The sequence below is a fragment of the Vampirovibrio sp. genome (genome assembly GCF_041737375.1).
In the GTDB taxonomy this organism is placed as follows: domain Bacteria; phylum Cyanobacteriota; class Vampirovibrionia; order Vampirovibrionales; family Vampirovibrionaceae; genus Vampirovibrio.
This window is the reverse complement of record NZ_JBGSRV010000004.1, coordinates 59,043-80,472: the sequence shown is the minus strand read 5'-3', so window position 1 is coordinate 80,472 and position 21,430 is coordinate 59,043. Positions and strand designations below refer to the sequence as shown.

At 47.8% G+C, this 21,430-nt stretch carries 13 protein-coding genes; 10 read left to right on the top strand and 3 right to left on the bottom strand.

The genetic code is table 11. From position 1 onward, the window contains the following. The first annotated feature begins 29 nt into the window (after nt 1-29). The 8 genes from ACEW81_RS02060 (at nt 30) to ACEW81_RS02025 (ending at nt 11,833) form a co-directional block, all read left to right on the top strand. Nucleotides 30-2,993: a WecB/TagA/CpsF family glycosyltransferase gene (locus ACEW81_RS02060; RefSeq protein WP_373531302.1), complete on the top strand. Its 2,964-nt coding sequence runs from the start codon at nt 30-32 to the stop codon at nt 2,991-2,993. Beyond that, nucleotides 2,986-4,377: an O-antigen ligase family protein gene (locus ACEW81_RS02055; protein ID WP_373531301.1), complete on the top strand. Its 1,392-nt coding sequence runs from the start codon at nt 2,986-2,988 to the stop codon at nt 4,375-4,377. Before ACEW81_RS02060 ends, ACEW81_RS02055 begins: the two co-directional genes overlap by 8 nt. After that, nucleotides 4,343-5,653: a lipopolysaccharide biosynthesis protein gene (locus ACEW81_RS02050; RefSeq protein ID WP_373531300.1), complete on the top strand. Its 1,311-nt coding sequence runs from the start codon at nt 4,343-4,345 to the stop codon at nt 5,651-5,653. The genes ACEW81_RS02055 and ACEW81_RS02050 overlap by 35 nt, the downstream gene beginning before the upstream one ends. A gap of 1 nt (nt 5,654) precedes the next feature. Further along, complete coding sequence (locus ACEW81_RS02045; RefSeq protein WP_373531299.1) at nt 5,655-6,854, top strand: glycosyltransferase family 4 protein; 1,200 nt, start codon at nt 5,655-5,657, stop codon at nt 6,852-6,854. Then, complete coding sequence (locus ACEW81_RS02040; RefSeq protein WP_373531298.1) at nt 6,838-8,154, top strand: phenylacetate--CoA ligase family protein; 1,317 nt, start codon at nt 6,838-6,840, stop codon at nt 8,152-8,154. Before ACEW81_RS02045 ends, ACEW81_RS02040 begins: the two co-directional genes overlap by 17 nt. Beyond that, nucleotides 8,155-9,492 (top strand): phenylacetate--CoA ligase family protein, encoded by a 1,338-nt coding sequence (locus ACEW81_RS02035; RefSeq protein ID WP_373531297.1) that lies wholly within the window; start codon nt 8,155-8,157, stop codon nt 9,490-9,492. Between the two features lie 105 nt (nt 9,493-9,597). Continuing rightward, complete coding sequence (locus tag ACEW81_RS02030) at nt 9,598-10,590, top strand: glycosyltransferase family 4 protein (protein ID WP_373531363.1); 993 nt, start codon at nt 9,598-9,600, stop codon at nt 10,588-10,590. Continuing rightward, nucleotides 10,571-11,833: a hypothetical protein gene (locus ACEW81_RS02025; RefSeq protein WP_373531296.1), complete on the top strand. Its 1,263-nt coding sequence runs from the start codon at nt 10,571-10,573 to the stop codon at nt 11,831-11,833. The genes ACEW81_RS02030 and ACEW81_RS02025 overlap by 20 nt, the downstream gene beginning before the upstream one ends. A gap of 143 nt (nt 11,834-11,976) precedes the next feature. Here ACEW81_RS02025 and ACEW81_RS02020 read toward each other — a convergent pair whose 3' ends face one another. After that, nucleotides 11,977-12,723 (bottom strand): sugar transferase, encoded by a 747-nt coding sequence (locus ACEW81_RS02020; protein WP_373531295.1) that lies wholly within the window; start codon nt 12,721-12,723, stop codon nt 11,977-11,979. 712 nt (nt 12,724-13,435) lie between these two features. Here ACEW81_RS02020 and ACEW81_RS02015 point away from each other — a divergent pair. Further along, complete coding sequence (locus tag ACEW81_RS02015; RefSeq protein WP_373531294.1) at nt 13,436-13,867, top strand: hypothetical protein; 432 nt, start codon at nt 13,436-13,438, stop codon at nt 13,865-13,867. 764 nt (nt 13,868-14,631) lie between these two features. Here ACEW81_RS02015 and ACEW81_RS02010 read toward each other — a convergent pair. Next, nucleotides 14,632-15,873, bottom strand: coding sequence for a right-handed parallel beta-helix repeat-containing protein (locus tag ACEW81_RS02010; RefSeq protein ID WP_373531293.1), 1,242 nt, complete (start codon nt 15,871-15,873; stop codon nt 14,632-14,634). Nucleotides 15,874-16,201: 328 nt separating this feature from the next. Further along, complete coding sequence (locus ACEW81_RS02005) at nt 16,202-19,078, bottom strand: beta strand repeat-containing protein (protein WP_373531292.1); 2,877 nt, start codon at nt 19,076-19,078, stop codon at nt 16,202-16,204. Between the two features lie 380 nt (nt 19,079-19,458). On the opposite strand from ACEW81_RS02005, the gene ACEW81_RS02000 reads away from it, so the two are divergent. Beyond that, on the top strand, nt 19,459-21,303 hold the full coding sequence (locus ACEW81_RS02000) for a ShlB/FhaC/HecB family hemolysin secretion/activation protein (protein WP_373531291.1): 1,845 nt from the start codon (nt 19,459-19,461) through the stop codon (nt 21,301-21,303). Nucleotides 21,304-21,430: the final 127 nt, after the last annotated feature.

The following is a 21,430-nucleotide window of genomic DNA, read 5'->3' as shown; positions in this document are numbered from 1 at the left end:
ACAAAGCATTCAAGAGGAATGAAGCATTCATGAAAATCGAGGAATTTCAGCAGAACCGGTTTGTTCGTAATTTTATTCGGGATAAATGGTTAATTTTCGCTTCTGCCGGGGTTATGGCCCTGTTTGCGGTGGTATATGTGTTCACCGCTTACAAGCCAGGTTTTGAATCTGAAGCCAAGGTCTGGATTAAGGATACTTCTACCCGTAGTTACTTGTCCCAGCCTGCCACCAATCAGCCGGGCTATCTCAGTCCGCTTACTCAGGCGGGTAACCCGGTCATGACTCAGGCCCAGATTCTGACTTCCAAAGAAATGGCTTCTTACCTGTCTGATTTTGTGGCTCGCCAGCAACCGAAGAAAGAATGGGCCAAAACGTTAAACGGCAAGCCCAATACCCAGGATTTGATTGAAGTAAAAACAGAGCCAAGTACCGATGTTTTAACCGTGGCCTTGAAATGGAACGATCCACAAATGGCCAGAGACATGCTGCGGGTGGCTTTGGAACGCTTGAATGATACCAACCTGGCCTTTAACCGCCAAATTTATACCCAGAAAAAAGAATATGTGAACGAGCAGCTGAAAAATATCGAAACCAATCTGGTGGCGGTACGAGAGCGGCTCAAGCAGTTTCAATCCGGTAACATGACCATTGATATTGACGCTCAAACCCATGAGCTGGTGCGCCTGAAGACCCAATTGGTGGCCCAGCTGGAATCGGTGAAAGCCTCTCATAGCAATAACAGCAGCAACGCACAGGCTTTGCAAAAACAGTTGGCCATGACGCCCAGTCAGGCTTTACAGGCGGTGGCGCTGGGTTCCGGTAACGAAAATCTGGTGAAGATGCGTTCTGACCTGGCTTTGCTAAAACAGCAAGCTGCCAAGGACGCCGTAAAGCTGGCCCCCACCAACCCCACCATGGTTGCCGCCAGACGTCAAATTGAAGAGCTGGAATCGCAAATGAAACGGGAAGTGCGGGAGACCACCGGTGGTAGTCCTGTTAATGGCCCGTTAATTTATGATAACGTTCGCAGCCAGCTGGTTCAGGATTTAGCTTCTTCCAGCGCCCGTTCAGCCGGGCTTGGCTCTGAAGTCGGGAGCTTGCGCTCTGCCATTGAGCGTGTGAATACCTCGCTGAAGGCCATTCCCGAAAGCCGTTATACTCTAAGTGGGCTTCAGGAAGAAGAAAAAGCGCTGGCGCTGGCTTACGATGAACTGCGTAAAATGCAGATTGAAACCCAGATTAAAGAAGCGGAAACCCCCAGCAACGTGTTTGTGGTGGATGCCCCCAGCGTGCCGGAAAAGCCTTCTTTCCCAACCGGAGCGCATCTGATTGTGTTGTCTACCTTGCTGGGCTTAGGGGTGGGTGCGGGCCTTTCGGTTCTCAAAACCCAAACCCAGGATCGTTGCGAAGGGTCTGAAGCGGTGGCTGAGGCCACCAAAAGTAAAATTCTGGGCGTCATTCCCTGGTTGGAAACCTCGCCTGAGGCCCGAGGCTTCAGCGATCGTTCCATGTTCTCCATGAACGATATGGCTTGCAAGCATATTATTTCCAACCTGCGGATTGAGGCGGGAAAAGCGGAAGCTCAGGCCATCGCCTTTACTTCCTCTTCTTTTGAAAAGCCCAGATCCAGCGGGGCCTATCACTTGGCTCAATGTATGAGTCGATTGGGTCAAAGCGTGGTTTTCATTGAGGCGGACTTACGACCCAGCAATTTGCTGTCTATGGTAGAAGATCCCGCCTCCACCACTGATTTGAGCGACTTGATCATGTCCACCGATTTGAAATTGAGAAGTGGTCAGACGGTCTTTCCCGAGGAAGTGCTGCGTGGCCTGACCCGTGATGTAAACGGCATTTATCTGGCCCTGAACCGTCAGCCGGTGGATAACGCTTACGATTATTTTGCCAGTCGTGGTTTTCGTCAAGTGGTGAACGTGCTGAAAGAGCAGTTTGACTGGGTGTTTATTGATACCCCGGCGGCGTTGCTGGCGCCAGAATTTATGGCCATTGCCACCATTACCGATGGGGTGGTTCTGTTTGCCGATAAAGAAGCCACCTTTAAAACCTTGCGATCCATTGCCGATAAGGTTCGGGGAGCAGGTGTTCCCCTGTTGGGTTCTGTGGTGCGAGAAAAAAGCAATCGTCTGAACCACGAGCAGGAATTGTATTCTAATTGGGGAGGCCCCAAAGGTGGCGGAGGCCCGTTGGTTCCCGTTACTGACAATGAAACGGTTCCTTCTGGCAGCCGGGTGGAATTTATGGGCGCTAAAATTGACGCCCTGACCATGCAGGAAACCCTGCAACGAGTGTCCCACACCATTGAACACGGTGAGCGGATGCAGCATGTGGTGGTCAATGTGGCCAAGCTGGTGACCATGAGTCATGACAAAAAACTGCGAGATATCGTAAACAGTTGTGATTTGATCAACGCGGACGGGGCCGGTGTGGTGATGGGCGCCCGGATGCTGGGCATTGACATTCCTGAGCGGGTGGCGGGCATTGATTTAATGCAAAACCTGGTGGGCATGTCCAGCCGCAAGGGCTATCGGGTTTTCTTTTTGGGAGCCGATGAAGAAGTGGTTCGGGATGTGGTTACCCATTACCGGGCTTTGTATCCCAACTTGAAGATTTGCGGCTATCGGAACGGTTACTTTAGTGCTGATGAAGAGGCCAAGGTGGCTCGTAAAATCGGAGAGGCTAAGCCGGATATCCTGTTTGTGGCCATGAGTTCTCCCAAGAAGGAAAAGTTCATCAACGCTTATAAGGGCATTATGAATGTTCCTTTTGTGATGGGCGTTGGCGGCAGTTTTGATGTCATTGCGGGCAAGGTAAAGCGGGCTCCGGTGTGGATGCAGAATGCCGGTTTGGAATGGTTTTATCGTTTATCCCAGGAGCCTCGGCGTATGTGGAAACGATACTTGTTCACTAATGTTCAGTTTGGCTGGATGTTGGCTGAAAGAGCCGTGTCTCTTAAGTTAGGCCTTGCCAATGGCTAGTCCGGCAATAAAATGGACAGATCCTTCACAGCAGTGGCGATGGGCGATTATTTTTCTGCTCATCTCCACCGTGCTGGGGTTGATGAGCCTGGTGATTCCGGTTTATGTGATTGCGGGCTTGCTGGTGGGTGCCATTGTTTTGTCTTATTTGGCTCTCAACCCCGCTAAAACCTTTTATCTGGCCATTTTTACCATTCCCTTTACCGAGCGTATTCGGGTGTTGCCCGTCAGTTTTTCTTTGAATGAACTGATTATTTTTTATACCTTGGTGGTTTGCGTGGCCCATGCGGTGATGAAAGGCCATAAAGTCAGTATCAGGACGGCGCTGGACCCCTGGATTGCGGTGTTGAGCGTGTTGTTTTTTCTGGCCGGTTTTTTCTCCATCAGTGATACTGGGTTGCTGGGTTTTTTCAAAATTATAGAAGCGTTTATCGTTTACTATTTGGCCATTTACCTTTTGCGCTCCCAGCAAATTACCCGAGCGGCTGTTTTAAAAACACTGGTTGCCACCGCTGTTTTTCAGGCCCTGTTGGGAACCTTTCAGTCGGTCACTGGTATCGGGGCTGAATTTCAGTCCAACCGGGGATATCTGGGTTATTTGGGTTTGGGCTCTAACGTGGTTTGGCACGGCAAGGGAACCACCTTTCACTTTAATACACTGGGCAATTTTCTGGTTATTAATCTGCTTATTTTTGTGCCGTTGTTGTTTCGTCATATCAAGCGCAAAAAAAGGGCTTTTCTTTGGTTTGGCATTATTTTGCTGGGGGTGGTTACCACCTATTCCCGTGGCACTTTGTTGGGGTTAATTGCCGGAACTATTTTTTATCTGGCAGTCAGTCAGCCTAATTTAAAGCGAGCGTTGCTGATGGTGGGTGCCTTTATTTTGTGCGCCATTGTGCCCTTGGCCTTGACCTTGTTTAATTCTTCCTATGTGGAAACCGTTAGTTATGAAGAGCGCCTGATGGTTTGGCAAGTGCCAATGGCCGCTATTAACAGTAGCGCCAAGGCTTTTTGGTTTGGTTCAGGGTTGAATTCCTACGCATTGGCCGCCTGGCCGCATATTCCGGCTTCGGTGCCTATGTCCCAATACCACAACTGGTTTGCCCATAACTTTTATTTACTCACCGTGGTGGAAGCTGGTATTGTCGGGGCCGCTATTCTCTTTTGTTTTCTGGTTTATACCTGGCTGAATTCCTGGATGCGATACGCGCGGACTCACGGGGGCCAAAGAACTTACGCCATTCTGGTCAGTGTGGCCATGGTGGGGGTGTTTTTTGTCAGTATTTTTGATCACACCTTTGCTTCCCCGCACTATAAGGTATTTATTTTTGTTTTGCTGAGTTTGCTGTATGTCAAAAACACACGCCAGTTCAGATCCGTTTAGCGCCAGCCGGAAATCCGGCTCGTTGCTAAAGAACTTAGGCATTACTTTTTTTGAGACGATTGTGACCAAAGGGTTCAATTTCTTGATTATTTTAATGCTCACTCGCGCATTGGGCCCTGAGGATTATGGGAAATACTCTTTCATTTTTGTGATGATCGCTTTGAGCAGCGCCTTGTTTGACTTTGGCATGGAAAACACCGCTGTTCGCTTCGCGGCCAGAGATAAGGATGAAAAGCAGAGTATTTTTGGGCTTTATCTCAGCGTAAAACTGGGCATTTTAATGGTACTGGTCTTATTTTTGGTGCTGGGAAATGTCTGGTTTTTTGAGCTGATGCACAAGTCCGGGATGAGTCAGTATACCCCGTTTTTGATATTGGGCTTGCTGGGCGAGTCTCTGTTTTTTGTGAACGATACTTATTTACAGGCCAGTCAACGCTTTAAGCTAAGGGCGTGGTTGAATATATCACGTTTTGGATTGAGTCTGTTGTGGATTATTTTTCTGCTGTATTCGGGACAGCTGTTTTTAGAACGGGCCATGTTGATTTACTGGATTCCTTTGATATTTTCACTGGTTTTTTTGGGGAAATATGTGGGCTTTCTAAAAGCGTTCTGGTCCAAGGCGCTGAACCCCAAGCTGCTTTCTGAAATCATCGGGTATGAGCGGTGGATGTTGATTTACTCGGTCGCTAACAACCTTATTGGGCGGCTTGATTTTTTCATGTTGGGTTTATGGGTCAGTTATGCGCAGTTAGGCATTTATAATGCCGCCGTTCAGCTGTGTGCGATTATTTCGTTTTTGCCTTTGGTGCTTGGAAAAGTATTGCTGCCGACCTTGGCCGAACTGGACGAGGTTCAGATTTTTCGAACCACGGGGAAAATGATTCGAGGCACGGGAATGATGGCCTTGGGGGCTGTTTTATTGATTCCCGCCAGCATTTGGCTGGTGCCATTGTTGCTGGGCAGCTCTTATCAGGATTCTGTTGGGGTGCTGCAAATTCTGGTGTTGGCATTTTTAGCGGGATTGATGAGTATGCCTTATGAGCAGGCCCTTTACTCCTTAGGCAAGCCTGATATTCTTTGCGGCTGCCGATATGCTCAACTCATTGTTATCGTGTTGCTGAATTGCTGGATTATTCCTGTTTTTGGGGTTTACGGGGCTGCGGCGGTTACTTTTTTAGGGCGGGTGCTTTATCTGTTGCAAATCCGCTGGTTTTACCTCAAATTTCAAAGTTCCGTTTCAGAAAAACCACTATCGGACTTGGCGGTGATGACCTGATATGACAAAGCCTTTGATTCAAGTGTTGCAATTAATTTCCTCTTTGGAAGTGGGTGGGGCCGAGAAGCTGTTGCTGGACTTACTGGCTGCCAGTCGTAATTTTCAGCAGGTTCAATTTACAGTGGTGATCATGAATCAGGCGGTGAATCCTGAATTGCGCCAGCGTTTGCAATCCATGAACCTGAATGTCTATTTTCTGGATCGACCGGAAGGACACAAACACATTAAATACCTGTTGGCGCTGCTGCGAATCGTTAGGTCACACCAAGTGGATATCATCCATTGCCATAACGGGGGGAGTAAGCTGTGGGCGGTGCTTTGCAAGCTGCTAAAGCCATCCCTCAAACTGGTTTTTACGGTGCATGACACCATTCCGGCTCACTATAGCGGGCTGCAAAAATGGGTTCACCAAACGTTTATTGATCAGCATATCGCCATCTCCAAATCGGTGGCGGCTTTGTGCCAGCGGGAAGGGTTGTGGCCTTATACACAAATCTATAATGGCATTGATTTGTCCCCATTTCGAAATGCTCATCGGCTTTCGCTGGTGGAGCGACTGCAGAAGCGCTCATTTCAGGATTACCCACTCCAAATTGTTCAGGTGGGGCGCTTATATTACCCTAAAAAAGGTCAGGATTTGCTGATTAAGGCCATTTATGAGTGTAAACAAGCTGGATTGAATATTCAGGCAAAGTTAATGGGTGGGGTGTATGAGTACAGTCAGGAGTCTTATCAGGCGCTTCAGAAAATGGTTGCCAGCTTGGGGCTGGACTCGGAGATTGAGTTTTTGGTAAACCGCACCGATGTTCCCGAAGTGTTAAGGCAGGCTGATTTATTTGTATTGCCTTCTCGGTATGAAGGCCTGGGTTTGGTTGTTTTAGAAGCGATGGCGGGGGGTGTTCCTGTGATTGCCAGTAATATTGATGGTCCTGCTGAATTAATTGAGCATGATCAAACTGGATTGTTGTTTGAAAACGATGAGGTTAACTCGCTGGTGACGCAAATTCGTCGGATTTACCATAATCCTGTGCTGGCCGATGGTCTTTCATCCGCTGCCGCACAGTTTGTAGTGGGATTTGACATTGAGCGAATGCGGCATGCTTATTATCAACTGTATCAATCATTAATGACGCCTCGGTTTTTACACGAAAAGTATTCTGAACCGACTGTGGGGGAGGTACTCGATGGAACCTCTGTTTGAGTTTCAGGGCTGGATTAAAAAAGCGTACCGCCAAGGGCCAATTTTTGGTCGGTATCTGAAGCGTTTGGAAGAGTCTGCCCAGTTTTCAGCCGAGAAATTGAAACGGTTGCAGAACAGGCAGCTGCAAAAAATGGTGCATCATTGTTACCGAAATATTCCCTATTATCAGGATTTATTTCGCCAACTTAAGTTAACGCCTGCGCATATTAAAACTATCGACGATTTGGAAAAACTGCCCTTCATGGAGAAAAAAATCGTTAACGAAAACTATGACAAGCTGATTGCCCGCAGGCGGAAAAACATATTGTGTCGCCTCGGAAGCACCAGCGGTAGTACGGGCACACCCGCCAAATTTTTCCGGGATTATGGCTCGATTAATTTTGAAAACGCGGTGGTTTGGCGGCACTGGCGGAATGCCGGGGATTTTGGTAAAAAGCGCATCACCTTGCGGGGCGATAGCATTGTACCTGCGAGCCAGAACGAGCCTCCTTTCTGGAAGTATAACCGGGCCAATCAGGAGTTGCTGATGTCCGGGTATCATCTCTCATTGGCCAACAGCGCCAGTTATATCGAAGAAATTCTGAGGTTTCAGCCAGAAATTTTATACTGCTATCCTTCTACGGCTTATTTGCTGGCTAAATTTTTTCAACAGCAAAAGGTTCCATATCGTTTTGACGCCATTTTCACCTCTTCCGAATCATTGGAGCCTCACGTCAGAGCCTATATTGAAGATGTTTTTGAAAGTCGAATTTATGATTGGTACGGTCAGGCTGAGCGGGTAGTGGCCATTTGCCAGTGCAAGGCGGGGGGCTACCATATTCAGGATGATTACTCGGTAGTGGAGTTGAAAGACAGCGCTTATGGGCAGGAACTGGTAGGTACCCACTTAAATAATTTTGTAATGCCCCTGTTGCGGTATCGCACTTATGATTATGTTTCTCCCAGAACAGAGGCTTGCCCCTGTGGTTCAGCGTTTCGCCTGGTTGATCGGATTCTAGGTCGCAATTATAGCTATATTTTGACACCGGAAGGCTACCGGATTTCAATTACCAATCATATTCCCAGAGGGGTTGAGAATTTGTTGGAAACCCAGTTCTATCAGGAAAAACCTGGTGAGTTGATTGTGAATGTGTTAACCAACGGTCATTTTTCGGAAACGGATCGGGCGCTTTTGGTTCGCAATACGCTGGAGCACACTTCCCCACAAATGAATGTCATTGTAAATGAGGTTCAGGGGATTCCACGAGGGCCCAACGGTAAGTTTATCAGTATCATTAACAAGCTGGAGGTTATGAACTGAATGAAAGGACCATTTAAAGTTCAATGCTGGCTCAAAAAGCTATATCGGCACGGGCCTCGCTTTCAGCGTCACTTTAATACTCTGAAGCATACCCAATCCTATAAGCCCGAGCAATTGCTTGCATACCAGTCCAAAATGATACAGAAGATCGTTTTGCACTGTTATCAGCACGTTCCTTATTACCAGGATTTGTTCCGGTCTTTAAAACTGGATCCACACACCATTCAAGGGCCAAAGGATTTAGAAAAACTGCCTCTGCTGGACAAAAGAACGGTTCAGGAGAACTACGATCGGCTGATTTCAAAAAAACACTATAATTTCTTATGCAACATGGGCACAACCAGTGGCAGTACGGGTATGCCCGGTAAATTTGTACGGGATTTTGACGCCATTAACTTTGAGCATGCCGTGGTGTGGCGGCACTGGCGCAACGCTGGGGATATGGGCAAGCGCCGGGTTTCGCTGAGGGGCGAAATCATTGTCCCTGCCTCTCAAAACTACCCTCCCTTTTGGCGTTATAATCCCGCAAACCGGGAATTGCAGATGTCCAGTTATCATCTGTCTCGTGACAATTGCGCTGATTACATTGAGAAAATTCTGGATTTTAAGCCTCAGGTGCTGTATTGCGGCCCCTCTATGGGGCATGTGCTGGCCAAGTTTTTCAGACTCAATCAGGTTGATTATCAATTTGACGCCATTTTCACCTCTTCAGAGTCACTCGATCCTGAGGTGCGGGCTTACATTGAGGATGTTTTCCAGTGCCAGATTTATGACTGGTACGGGCAGGCCGAACGGGTGGCGGCCATTGGTCAGTGTGCGCATGGCCAGTATCATATTCAGGAAGATTACTCGGTTGTCGAGTTATTGCCAGCCCCAGAGTCTGGCCTTTACGAGCTGGTAGGCACCCAGTTGTACAATTATGTCATGCCCCTGTTGCGGTATCGCACTCAGGATTTTGTGGAGATGCGAGAAAGCGTTTATCCTCAAATGGCTTGCGCTTGCGGCAATTATTTTCGAAAAGTTGAGCGGATACTGGGTCGCTCCTACGGCTATCTGTTAACGCCGGAAGGTTATCATATTGCCATTACCGCACATATTCCAGTTGGGGTGGATAACGTGATTGAAACCCAGTTTTATCAGGAAAAAAAGGGCGAAGTGACCCTGAAGGTGTTGACTAACGGGAATTTTACCGAATCTGACCGGGAGCGGCTGGTGTTCAATACCTTGAAACACACCTCTCCGCATATGAAAGTGCATGTGATGGAAGTGGATGATATTCCCAGAGGCCCCAATGGCAAGTTCATTAACATCATTAATAAAATGGAATCGCTGAACTGAGCAGGAAGATTTGTAATGCGTTTTACAAAAAACAGGGAACAACCCAAGGTGCTTATGATCGGCACGGATCCAGCCTCACGTGGTGGGATTTCTTCTGTGATAGGTATGTATGAGCAAGGCGCGCTGTTTGAGAAGGTTCGATATTTGGCCTCTTACACCGATGGGAATCCTTTGAAAAAGCTGCTCTATTATTTTGGTTTTTTAGGGCGGTATTTAATCACCTTGTTGACGGTGCCTTCTCTTCGGCTGGTTCATATACATACGGCTTCCTACGCCAGTTTTACCCGGAAATCGTTGGTGGTGGCTCTGGCAAAACTGTTTCAGAAAAAAGTGATTTTACACGTTCATGGGGCCGAGTTTGCGCTGTTTTACCAAAAATGTGGCCTGTTAAGAAAAAAATGGCTGGTCTTTATTCTCGGTATTTGCGACTGTCTGATTGCGCTTTCTGACCAGTGGAAGCGTGATTTGCATAAAATTTCACCGGGTTCTGATATTCGGGTGGTTTATAACCCCACCATTCTTCGGGATCTCTCTCTGGAATCCGGTTTGCCTCATCAGAAAACGTCTGTTCAATTCCTTTTTATGGGGCGTATCGGCAAACGAAAAGGGGTTTACGACATTGTTGAGTCCATGCGTCAGGTTCAATCTGAGCATATACAAATTCATCTTTATGGCGATGGTGATGTGGCGCAGCTTCAAAAACTGGTGAATGAAACAGGGTTGGAGCGCTCTGTTAAAGTTTGCGGCTGGATTGATGGCAGTGTCAAAGATGCCACGTTCCGCAACGCCGATGTTCTGCTGTTGCCTTCCTATAATGAAGGTTTGCCTATCTCGGTGCTGGAGGCTATGGCTTACGGGTTGCCGGTTTTGGCCACGCATGTGGGGGGCATTCCAGAAGCCGTTACGGAAGGCAAGAATGGATTTTTAATCGCGCCGGGGCATTGTGCCGATCTGGCGGATCGTATTGAACGTTTGGCCAGCTCTGTTGAATTGCGCCAGAAAATGGGGCGGGCAGGTTATGAAATGGCTGCCGCTCGCTTTTCTTTACCTGTCATTATCCAACAATTGGAGTCTCTGTATGATGAATTTACTCAATGAGGACCCCAAATTGAAAGAGCAGGACTTGTCAGATGATTCAGCGATGCTGGCTTTATCTCCGTTGACCGCTGATAACTTGATGCCTAAAATCAGTTCGCTTTTTCAGTACATGCGCTCCGCCAATTATGAGGGCCATGATTTATTTGATGGTTTGAATAGCCGAATTTTTAAAGGAAGTCCCCTTTATAAAAGTAAGTTGTTTCGTTTGGCGCTGATTCAATTTTGCAAAAAGTCCGCGATCGATTTTCGGGGATGGTTGGCAGTGCCTAAGGGCTTTAACCCCAAGGGTGGGGCGTTATCGTTACTGGGCATGCTGAACCTGTACCAGACTACTGGTCAGGAGGTTTACAGCAATGAAGCCTATATTTTATTTCAACGCTTACGGCATTCTGTTTTACAACGCCGGGTGGGCAATGCCTGGGGTTATAATTTTGACTGGCAAGCCCGTGCCTTTTTTGTACCCATAGGCACCCCCAATCTGGTCACTTCGGTTTATGTAGGGCGGGCCCTGTTTGCTTATTATCGGGCGTTTAATGATGCAGAAGCCTTAGATCTGGCTTTGGGCGTCAGTGATTTCATCCTGAATGAAATGGTCAAATTTGAGGATGAGAACTTTGCCTGCTTTAATTACATTCCTGGGGAAGATACCGAAGTTCATAACGCCAGTTTGCTGGGTGCGGCTTATTTAGCGGAGGCACTTTCTTACTTGCCAGAAAACCGCCAACCGGTGATTCGCCAGAAAATATTGAAGGCAGTTCGTTTTGCCACCACCGATATTAACCCGGATGGTTCCTGGCCTTATGGCACCCAGCCTTTTCACCGTTGGGTCGATAATTTCCATACCGCCTTTAACATAGAATGCCTGTATCGCATTCAGCAACATTTACAGACGGATGAGTTTTCCCTGTCGTTAAAGCAGGTGATTGACTATTATATTTCCGATTTGTTCACGCAAACCGGGATTCCCAAGTATTACAATAACGCCACTTACCCTATCGATGTTCATGTGCTGGCTGAATCCATGGTGTTGCTGCAATTATTGCGGGATACCGGTTTTGCGGGGCATGAAAGCCGCCGACTGCTGATTGAAAACACGCTTTTAACCTTGTGTGAAGAGTTTCAAGACCCCAAAGGCTATTTTTACTATCAAAAATTGAGTCGTGGATGGAACAGAATTCCTTATATTCGGTGGGGGCAAGCGTGGATGTTTTATGCGATGTCTGGTTGCCTGAAGCGTGGATAACACTGGCGTTGTCAGTGTGAATGGTACCTGAATGGCCTTGGCTGTAAAATGAAAAATCCTGTCCGTTACAGGAACGGACAGGAAAGACCCTCGTAGCTATTTGATGAGCTGTTGTATTTCAACCTGAAATACAGACCTTTCGACTAGGCCGTGTCTCGACCCCCTAAAATGACTGGAAATGTTTTCAGGATTAATTTGAAGTCCAACCATAAATTCCAGTGATTGATGTACTGGTAATCCATTTTGACGACCTGATCAAATTCCTTGATTTTGGAACGGCCACTGACCTGCCATAAGCCGGTTAGGCCCGGTAAAGTGGCAAACCTGAAGTAATGCCAGTGTTGATAATGTTGCAATTCGGCTTGAATGGGAGGACGGGGCCCTACCAAACTCATATCCCCCCGCAGAACGTTCAGTAATTGCGGAAGTTCATCAATGCTGTATTTTCGAATTACTTTTCCAATTCGGGTCACCCTGGGGTCGTTAAAAAGTTTGAACATCCCTTGGCCGATTTCGTTTTTTTCCATCAGTTCTGCAAGCATTTTGTCAGCATCTTGCCGCATGCTTCTAAATTTATACATGTGGAAAGTTTTGCCGTTGAGTCCAACCCGAGTTTGTTTGTAAATAACCGGCCCCGGAGATTCCAGCCGAATAGCGGCTGCCACAATCAGCAGCAAGGGCAATATGGCCACAACGCCCAATGAACTGGCTAGCAGGTCAAAGCAGCGTTTTGCCATCCATTGATAGGGCTTGATTTGACTAATATCATAAGTGGCCGCAATAAAAAATGGGTCTGAAAGCGCCCTGTTGCTCAATGTGGCTTCTACGTTTAAAGCCACGCTGCTATCCAGGGTTGATTGGGATGGAATATACGCAGTTTCGGTAGACACGCCTGTCATCTCCTCAAAGCACCACCGTTAGAACCTCGAAAACCTAGCGTTCTTCTTTCAGTGCTTTCTTAAAATCAAATACTGTCTATGCTTCGATTGCAATTGGTTCTGACTGAATGGTTATTTAACGTTCTTGGCAAAACTCTTTTTTAAGGATTTTGACTCATTCGTTTCAAGATGACTGACAGCGTATGAAAAATTCATTCCGGGATAAATCACCTAAGTGTTTAAAGCACACTAGACGGTTGTCTATTGTTCGGCTTAACCTCAAGCGGTTTTGGTTTTCATTGGTTTTTCCCAGTTTCGCTCTTTAGCAAGATCTTGATTATGTTTTATTGATTAGTTTTTATTTGTACTTGTATAAAAAAATGAATTTTATGGACCTCTTTTGAGGTTGATTCATGGGTAACCTCTGCTTTGGGTGTCCATTAGATAGTGGATTTTTTGACAGGCTGCTCAGCCGCCTGCGCGCTCATTGCTCTCTGGCACTTTCTTTTCACTGCAGAGCGCCAATAGTCTTAAGCCTGTTGGCGAGAAAAATAGTTCTTGTCAAAAAAATAAAAAGTTTTTATGATGAATTTTTATAAAACCTGCCTGAATGACTACCCCCAGTCGGGCAGGTTGGGTAAGCGTTTTTTTGAGTAGTTAGTCAGTTTTAAACCCTTCAGCTGTGGATAAAGCCCTGGATGGACAACCAATAGGATATGAATGAATGAGTCGTTTTTGTTTATCTCGCAAGTTGGTTTTAGTAATGAGTGTGTGCGCCCTTTTTTCTGGCGGCTTCGGTGCATTGGCGCCTGCGGTGTCTTATGCGGATGCCAGTTGGCTGGAAATGTTGAAGCCATTGGTGAAAGATGTGATCGTACCTGGCGCTAGCGCTGGTATGAAAAGGTTGATTGAGAAGAAAATGAACTTGAAGCTCAATCCATCCAGCACGGCCGATTCCAGTTTTGAGAATATGGGGTTTATGAGCGCAGATAACAGCATGAGTATGCCGGAAGAGCCTACCTCAGACAATTCAGGCACTGATGATAGTATCTTGAGCATGCCAGAGGAGCCGACTTACAGCGCCACTTCCCGTGCTGAGAGTTTATCGCCCGAAACTGGTTTCGCGCCACCGCCACCACCCATGGAAACCCCTTGATAGCTTTGATTGGCTTGCCTCTGGTGATTGATCGTTGCTGAAATTTGGTTTTTATATCAAGATGACATCAATCTTCTGGACTTTATTGCCACGCTGAACCATTTGGAAGCCCTTCTCGGTAACGGAAAGACTTTCAATCAGGGGACTGATTTGTGCGTCATTCTGTTCATCAGGTTATTGAGGTTTGCCGGTAAGTAACTTGTTTTCAAATTTCAGTGGCGTTCGCAAATTGTTGAGAAGGCGATCCATTGGCTTTGCTAATTGAGAGTTGCACGGCAAAAAGACACTTAATGAGGTGGCCTCAGTTCGGGTGAAAGAGAGATGGTTCAAGCCGCCTGGCCTGGGGAGGAAAGTTGAAAATTTACACAGGTTTCTCAATGGCTTTAATGCTATTTTTACTGGCTTAGGCTAACCCGGATGGGTAATGTCATTCGGAAAGTTTTTGGAGAATAGTATCAGAAGGGTTTTATGTCATTTTTGTCGTTAAGGTTAAATTGGGCAACATTAAGATGCAGTCTTTAAAATGTCCCCACTGCGGTGAACAACGCATTGTTTCCAAAGCTGTTGAGTTTCGTGAAATTAATATGAAAAATATGTCATTGACCAGTACCAGAAAATTGATTGAGCAAGAATGCATGGATTGTGGGCATATTGATATGGTGGAGCCTGAATGCTTTGCCATTGTGTGAAGTGAAATAATTTCATTATCTACCAGAAAAACACCGGTGTTAAAGCCGGTGTTTTTCTTTTTCAGGTCAGTTGAACTAAAGTGGTTTATGCTCAGCCATGTTGTTTGTGATTTTAGGACTAATACTGTTTTCTGCGGAAATGTATTTTTTACTCATGATATTGTTTAACTGATTCTCTGTAATGCTGGGGGTTTTAAAGGTTCCATTGCTCAGGGTGATGGCTGGGCTAGGGCCTTTGATATCGCTGAATAAATTTTTATCTATTTTAATGTTGTTGGGAGAGGGGTGATACCCATCGCCGAAGGCATCAGCGCTAAAGCGTAAACCCCAATTGACGTTACTGATTTCATTGCTGATAAACCGGAGATTATCGCCCCATTGAAACCCTTTAACCGATCGCCCGTTGCTATAGCAATTAATGGCATGTCTGGGCACGTTTTCGATTTTATTTTTATACAGTTCCAGATTGTTGTATCCCACGATTTCAATGCCATCGGTGTTGCCGCTTCGGATGTGATTGAAATGAACCCGTACATCGGTTGCTCCGCTGGTTCTACTGGCAAATTTCAGAGAGCCTCTTAACTCATCAAACGTGTTACCCATAAAGTAATAAGCGGAAGTTCCCCCGTGAATGGTATCGTTGGAGGTGGTGCTGACCTGATACACATTGCGGAAGTAATTCCTGGTAACGGTGCTGTTGAAGCTGTTGACGCCTGCAACCGGATCCATTTCGGTGGTGGTGATTCGAAGAGCCGCGTTTCCAAAGTTGAAAAAGCGATTTTCATTGACCAGCACCCCATTGCAGGAGCCAAAATAAAGGCCTTGATCGTGCCAGATGGGATTGGTGGTGGTGGCATATAATTCAGGCTTAAACTCAACACTCAACCCATAAATATCAAACCCTGAAATGCTGACATTTTTACTGAATCGGGTGTAGAACACGTATTCATTTTTAAAAGCAGCCGGATCTTTTCGTAAAATAGCCGGGTTTTGGCGATCGGAAACCAGCGATACATTCTGGAGGCGATCCAGCCTGATACTTTGATTCAGCAGGTAGCGTCCGGGCTGAAATTTCAGGGTCCATACGTTGCCTTGATCGGCTCGTTGATTGAGGTAGGTCAGCGCTTTATTAATTTGAGCGGCAGCATCGGCGGTGGGTTGAATGGTGATCGTCCGGGCCTGACTGTTGATGGTGTAGGCTTGGGTTGGACTTCCCGGAACGGCCCATGAAACCTGATCGGCACAAGGCGCCAGGCTGAATGCCATAATTAATGCCAGAGAGGACAGGGGTTTAGCCAGGCTGGATAAAAAACGCATTAAAACACTCCTTTAAACTCAACTTGCCAAGCCGGTGTCCATTTTTAAAGGACAGTAGGCTGGCACAATAGGCTCACGATATTTTTCACATTGAATCACTCACAGCTAAAGCTACTATGTGTTACTCGGTCCGTTGCTTAAACCTCTGCTTTAGGAAAAGTTTATTTTATTTGGGCCAGTTTGACCAGAAAGAGGCCTGCTGTTTTAACGAAGCCCTTTAAGGTTGAGCTTAGTAATTGGATACAAATTAATGAAATGATCCGTTTTTTTACGGAATGTAAAAAGCCACTCCATATTGCTGGAGTGGCTTTTTGCGTTGCTGAGCCGGTTATGGAATATCAATGGTTCCGTTAAAGCTGGTGGCAGCAGGGAACGTATTGGTATTAAACCGTGGCCCGTTGTTTTCGTTAGGGCTAAAGAAGGCATTGCCATTGGCGCTTAGGGTGCCATTATTGATAAAGCTCCCCGTTCTGTGGCGACCAATAATGATACCGCCCTGGGCTAAGGCCGGATTACTGGCACCATCCGCCCCGTGCCGGTAGGTCAGGGCGTCAGACTGTAGCAGCCCATTGTTAACCAGGTTTCTATCGGCAAGCAGATATATTTTTGCCCCGATTTGTGCGCCATTCAGGAATTTAGGCCACTCAATGGGCGGATTTTGCCGCAGAGGTGGGTGAATGTCAAAAAAGATGTCATTGCTTTGAATTTTTCCGTTGGTAGCATTCACTATGTCCCGGCCTGCCTTGAAGATAGAGCTTCCCGAGTGGGAAAATTCATAGGTGGGGCCGTTGCTTTGAAAGGCGGAGAGTAACGCCTTGTTTGGGCCAATGGTAATGAAGCCGTTATTGTTGATGATGTCCTGGGTGGCAGCCAGGTGAATGCTGCCTCCGCCCCAAAGGCCACGGGTCATGGTGATTTGGTTGTTGGTGATATTACCGTTTGCCAGCCATGAAATATGCCCTCCGCCCAGAGAGAATAAGAAATCGTGAAATCCTTCTCCTACCAAATGAACACCGGGCGTCCATAACATATTGTTGTCAATGTTGCCGTTATTCAATAACGTGAGCGTGTTTAGCCTGAAGAAAAGTGGGTTCAGGTTGGAGTTGACCAGATTGTTGTTCAGACCCAGCCCACTGACCCCACTGGACACTACAAAGTTACCGCTGGCTTGGGCGTTGGCCAGTGCGGCGCCATTGGCCCCGCTGGAACCATTGGGGTTTAATACCGTTCGAATCAAGCTGTCGTTGAGACGCCCGCTGAGGGTGTTGATGAGATTACCCGCCCCACCAGCCTGTGTCAGTAGCACACCGTTTTCCGCGTGGCTCAGATATTCATTTCTGCGGGTGGCCAGCACGGTGTTGTTATTGCCGCTAGTGACACTGCCTGACACCATCGGCGTGGAACCGGTCTGAGTGGTACTGACCCCGTTCAGAACGCTCACCTCCCGGAACGAGGCGAGGCCGCTATTTCCGGTTCCGCCCGATCGGGTTGAAAAATTAGTGAGGCTGCCTGGGATGACGGCAATAATGGAGCCCGCCGCGCCGCCAGTGCCCCCTGCTCCAGCGTTCGCTGTGGCATCTGCCACCGGGTTGCCGGTGCTGCTGGTTGCTCGGCTGTCGGCCCAGGCGTTACCGCCTCGTCCGCCTTGTCCGCCGTTTACGGTTTTAATGCCGCTGCCGGTTGGGTTGGCGTTTCCACTAAATACAACCAGACCGCCTCGTCCACCTTGTCCGCCTACGCCGCCATTGGAAAGTGCGATTGCGGTCGGGTTTCCACCGGCTGCGCTTTCAGTGTCAAACGTATTGGCGTGGCCTCCCCCACCACCAATGCCACCATTGGCCTGTAAATTTCCGGTGTGGTTACTGGTATTGCTATTGAACGCAATGAGTCCTCCGGTTCCACCGGCACCGCCCACCCCGTTGACGGTGGCGTTGGCATTGTTATTGTTGCCGGTCACGGTGTTTACGGTTGCCGCAATGGCCCCGTTACCGCCATTGGCTTGCAAGCTGCCGGTATTGTTCACGCTGTTCATTGCTGTCAGGATAATAGCGCCCCCGTTACCGCCGTTACCTCCATTGCCATTGGTGTTGAATACGCCATCCACAGAGTTGGCCCCATTGGCTTGAATGGTGGTGCCGTTGATCACATTGCGGGCCGCCGCAATGATGACGGTACCGCCATTTTTACCAACCCCGCCATTGGTTTCCACTAAGCCTCGCTGGAAAACATCGCCTTGATTGAAGCTAATGACTTGCCCGTTCCGGTTGTTGAGGTTGCTTTTTTCAGCGGTGGAAAATACGGCGCTGTTGTTAATGTCATTGGCCACCGATAGGCTTTGCCCGGTTGCCACCAGTCGAACCGTACCGCCCCGAAAGTCGGCGCTACCGGGTGGTCCAAACAGAATGTTGGGCATGCTGGTATCGTTGGTTCCAGTACCCAGGCTAATGGGAGGCGGTACCGGGTTGTTGGCCAGTTGTGGATTGGCCAACATCACGGCCGCATCTCCGTTATTGGGTTTCAGATCGGTGCCGGAAAGACCGTTGGCCCTTAAAATGCCCTGATTGTTAAAGGCGCCTCCTTCAATGTTAATCACATTGGTATCAAAGGTGCCAGCCACTTTACCAGAAGTGTCAATGATAGAGCCTGCCTGTAAATCAACCACCCCGGCGCTGTTGGCTACAACGGCCCCGCCATTGCCCCCAAAGCCCTGGGCGGTAATGCGGGCGTTAGATCCCAAAGTCATGGCCCCCACGTTGAATTGCACCAGCCCGCCGTTGGCCCCGTTGGCAAAAATATTGCCATTTTGAAACAGGTAGTTGGAATCCACTACCACTTTTCCGCCATTGCCGGTGTAAAGCGATCCGTTTCTAACCGCACTGGCGTCAATGGTGCCATCTAGCCGCACCACATTGGCTTTGAAGTACAAGGCTCCTCCGTTGCCGTTGGGGGTGCCACTAATATTGCTTTCCAATCCACGGACCAGATCGCCGGATCTTAAATGCAGGCTACCACCCTGATTTTGGAAAGTGGTGCGTGATCCTGCTGTGTTGAAGTAAGTACCAGCCTGTATATTTTGCCCGTTGTTAATGGAGTTCACCTCGCCGGGGGCGGCATAGGCAACTGGTACCGTGCTGGCGGTGATGCCAAAAATAAGTGTCCACGGAATCCATTTTGAAGTATGCGTGTTTTTACCAACTGCATTCATGATGCGTCTCTCCTTTATTAATTTCTAATGTTTCAATAATAACTGCCCAATATCCCTATGCAATAGAAAAACTGAACTCACTTTCGCTGAAATCAATAACACCATTGCCTAATCCAAAATAGCGCTATCGATTAATGTGGTTTTAGTGAGTAGACTGTGACAAACTTCTCATTCAAATACCATTGACTAGATGTTTATTACCTGAACGGGTAGTAGGAAGCTCTGCTAATTGCTCTGACTGGGGGTTTATTTTAGAGGCCAAAGGCGTTATAACTGCATGCATGTTAAATCGGGCTGATGTATAGGCACTTTCCCATGAAAGTGAGTTTGCCATTGAGCGCAAAAACGAGGCCATTCAACCGTTTTGTTTTGTTGGCGCAATGGATGGGACGTGTCGTGTGGGATGTCTGTTTTTCCAGATTCAAGGTCGAAGGACTGTTTTAGTCGTCTGCTTTTTAAGCGTTACTTTTTTAACGCCTGTTGGCTTTGCTCAAAACAGTTTACCGGGTCAATCGGCCCCTGCCAGCCTTAACCCGGGTCTGTTAACCCAACCTTCTGGTCAAATGCGATTTCTGGATCAACAGGGTTTTTCTTCCCGGCAAGCACCTGCTGTGCGGCAGGAGGAAATCAAGCTGGACGTTCCGGCGATTAGCCCTCCAGCCCATTTTGCTTCAGCGGCTTTCCCCATTCAAAAAATCCTGATAGAAGGGGCCACCTTGCTGAGCAAGGAAGAGGCCAACCGCTTGACCCGGCCTTACGAGGGAACCCCGCAAACGCTGGATAGTCTGGGGAGGCTGGTTGAGCAAATTACTGGCTATTACCGGGAAAAAGGCTACCTGACCACCGAAGCGTTCATTCCGCCCCAGGATGTGAAAGAGGGCGTGCTTCGCATTCAGGTTCAGGAAGGCCGTGTGGGTAATATCCACATTGAAGGCAGTCGTTTTTATCGGGTGCGGGTGATTGGCCGAAACCTGTCCCAGCAGCCGGGAGAACCGCTCAATTTTAGAAAGCTGGAACGGGATTTAAATGCCAGCAATCGTTTGAATGATGGCTATAAGGTAAAGGCTTTCTTATCCCCCGGTGATCAGCCGGGAGCCACCAATATTAAACTCAAAGTGGCCGAACGCCAGCCGTTACAGGTAAGCCCTACTTTTGACAATCAGGGACGTTATTTTGTGGGTCTGTACCGGGCCGGGGTAGAGGTCCGAAATGACAGTCTGTTTCGAGCGGGCGATCGGTTGTATGGGCGCTATCTGGGGGCAACTGGCACCCAGGTGGGTGTCGGTACCTATTCGGTTCCACTCAATCGTTTTGGCACGGAAGTTTCTGGCAGTTTTGCCTACAGCCGGGTGAACGTAAAATTACCCATTGATACCCCGCCTTCGATTACCGGAAAATCTTACAGTGCCGGTGTGAATATTACCCAGCCACTGGGCCGAAGCCGAAGCTGGCAGCTGGATACCGGCTTCAACTGGCAGCGGGCCACCAATTTTTTTGAAGGGGATCAAACCAACGCAGAAGAAGTACATTCCATTCAAACGGGCTTGAGTTTTGATCACTCCGATCGCTGGGGGAGAACCTTTAACCGGGTTCAGAACACCTTCGCCTTCAAAGGGACCAGGGCTGACAACAGCTTCTGGAAGGTGGAAAACTTTTTTAATCGCTTGATTCTTTTGCCTAAAAATAATCTATTAATATTGAAGGCTTATGGCCAATGGACCCCGGATGCCTTGTCTTCTTTGCAACAATTTCAACTGGGTGGCCAAAGCAGTGTAAGAGGCTTTACAGAAGGCGTCCTGATTGGGGATCGGGGGTATAACCTGGGGATTGAGCATCGCTTTCCCCTGCCGGGATTAAAGTATGTTAGCCCGTGGATGAGCCAACGGGTTCAGGGTGCCTTGTTTTACGATTTAGGGCAGGTGTGGAACGATAAAAGCAGTCCATTTTACAACCCGAAAACCGCCACACTGGCCAAGGCCACCTTGTTGCAAGGGGTTGGGTTTGGTTTCAGGGCCCAGTTAACCCGCTTTATGCAGGGCTTTGTGGATGTGGGGTTTGGTCTGGGCGATCGCAGGGCCATTGAGCCTGAAGGTCGTCAGCCGACGGCCAGAGTTCACTTTGGCCTGCGTTCCGATTTTTTGCCAACCGAGTATAAAATACGAAATGAAAAAAGCAGGCTGTATAAGCAGCCTAAGCCCCCCAAAAAATCAGCTTCCGCTGTGTAGGGTGGCGTTTTATTTTGGTGTCTGATCGGCCCGTATTTTATTATTTTTGTTTTTGGTAACTTTTAAGCCTGATCATTTTTAAAACTTTTTACTTTTTTATTTTTCCAATTTTGTTTAAGACACGCTA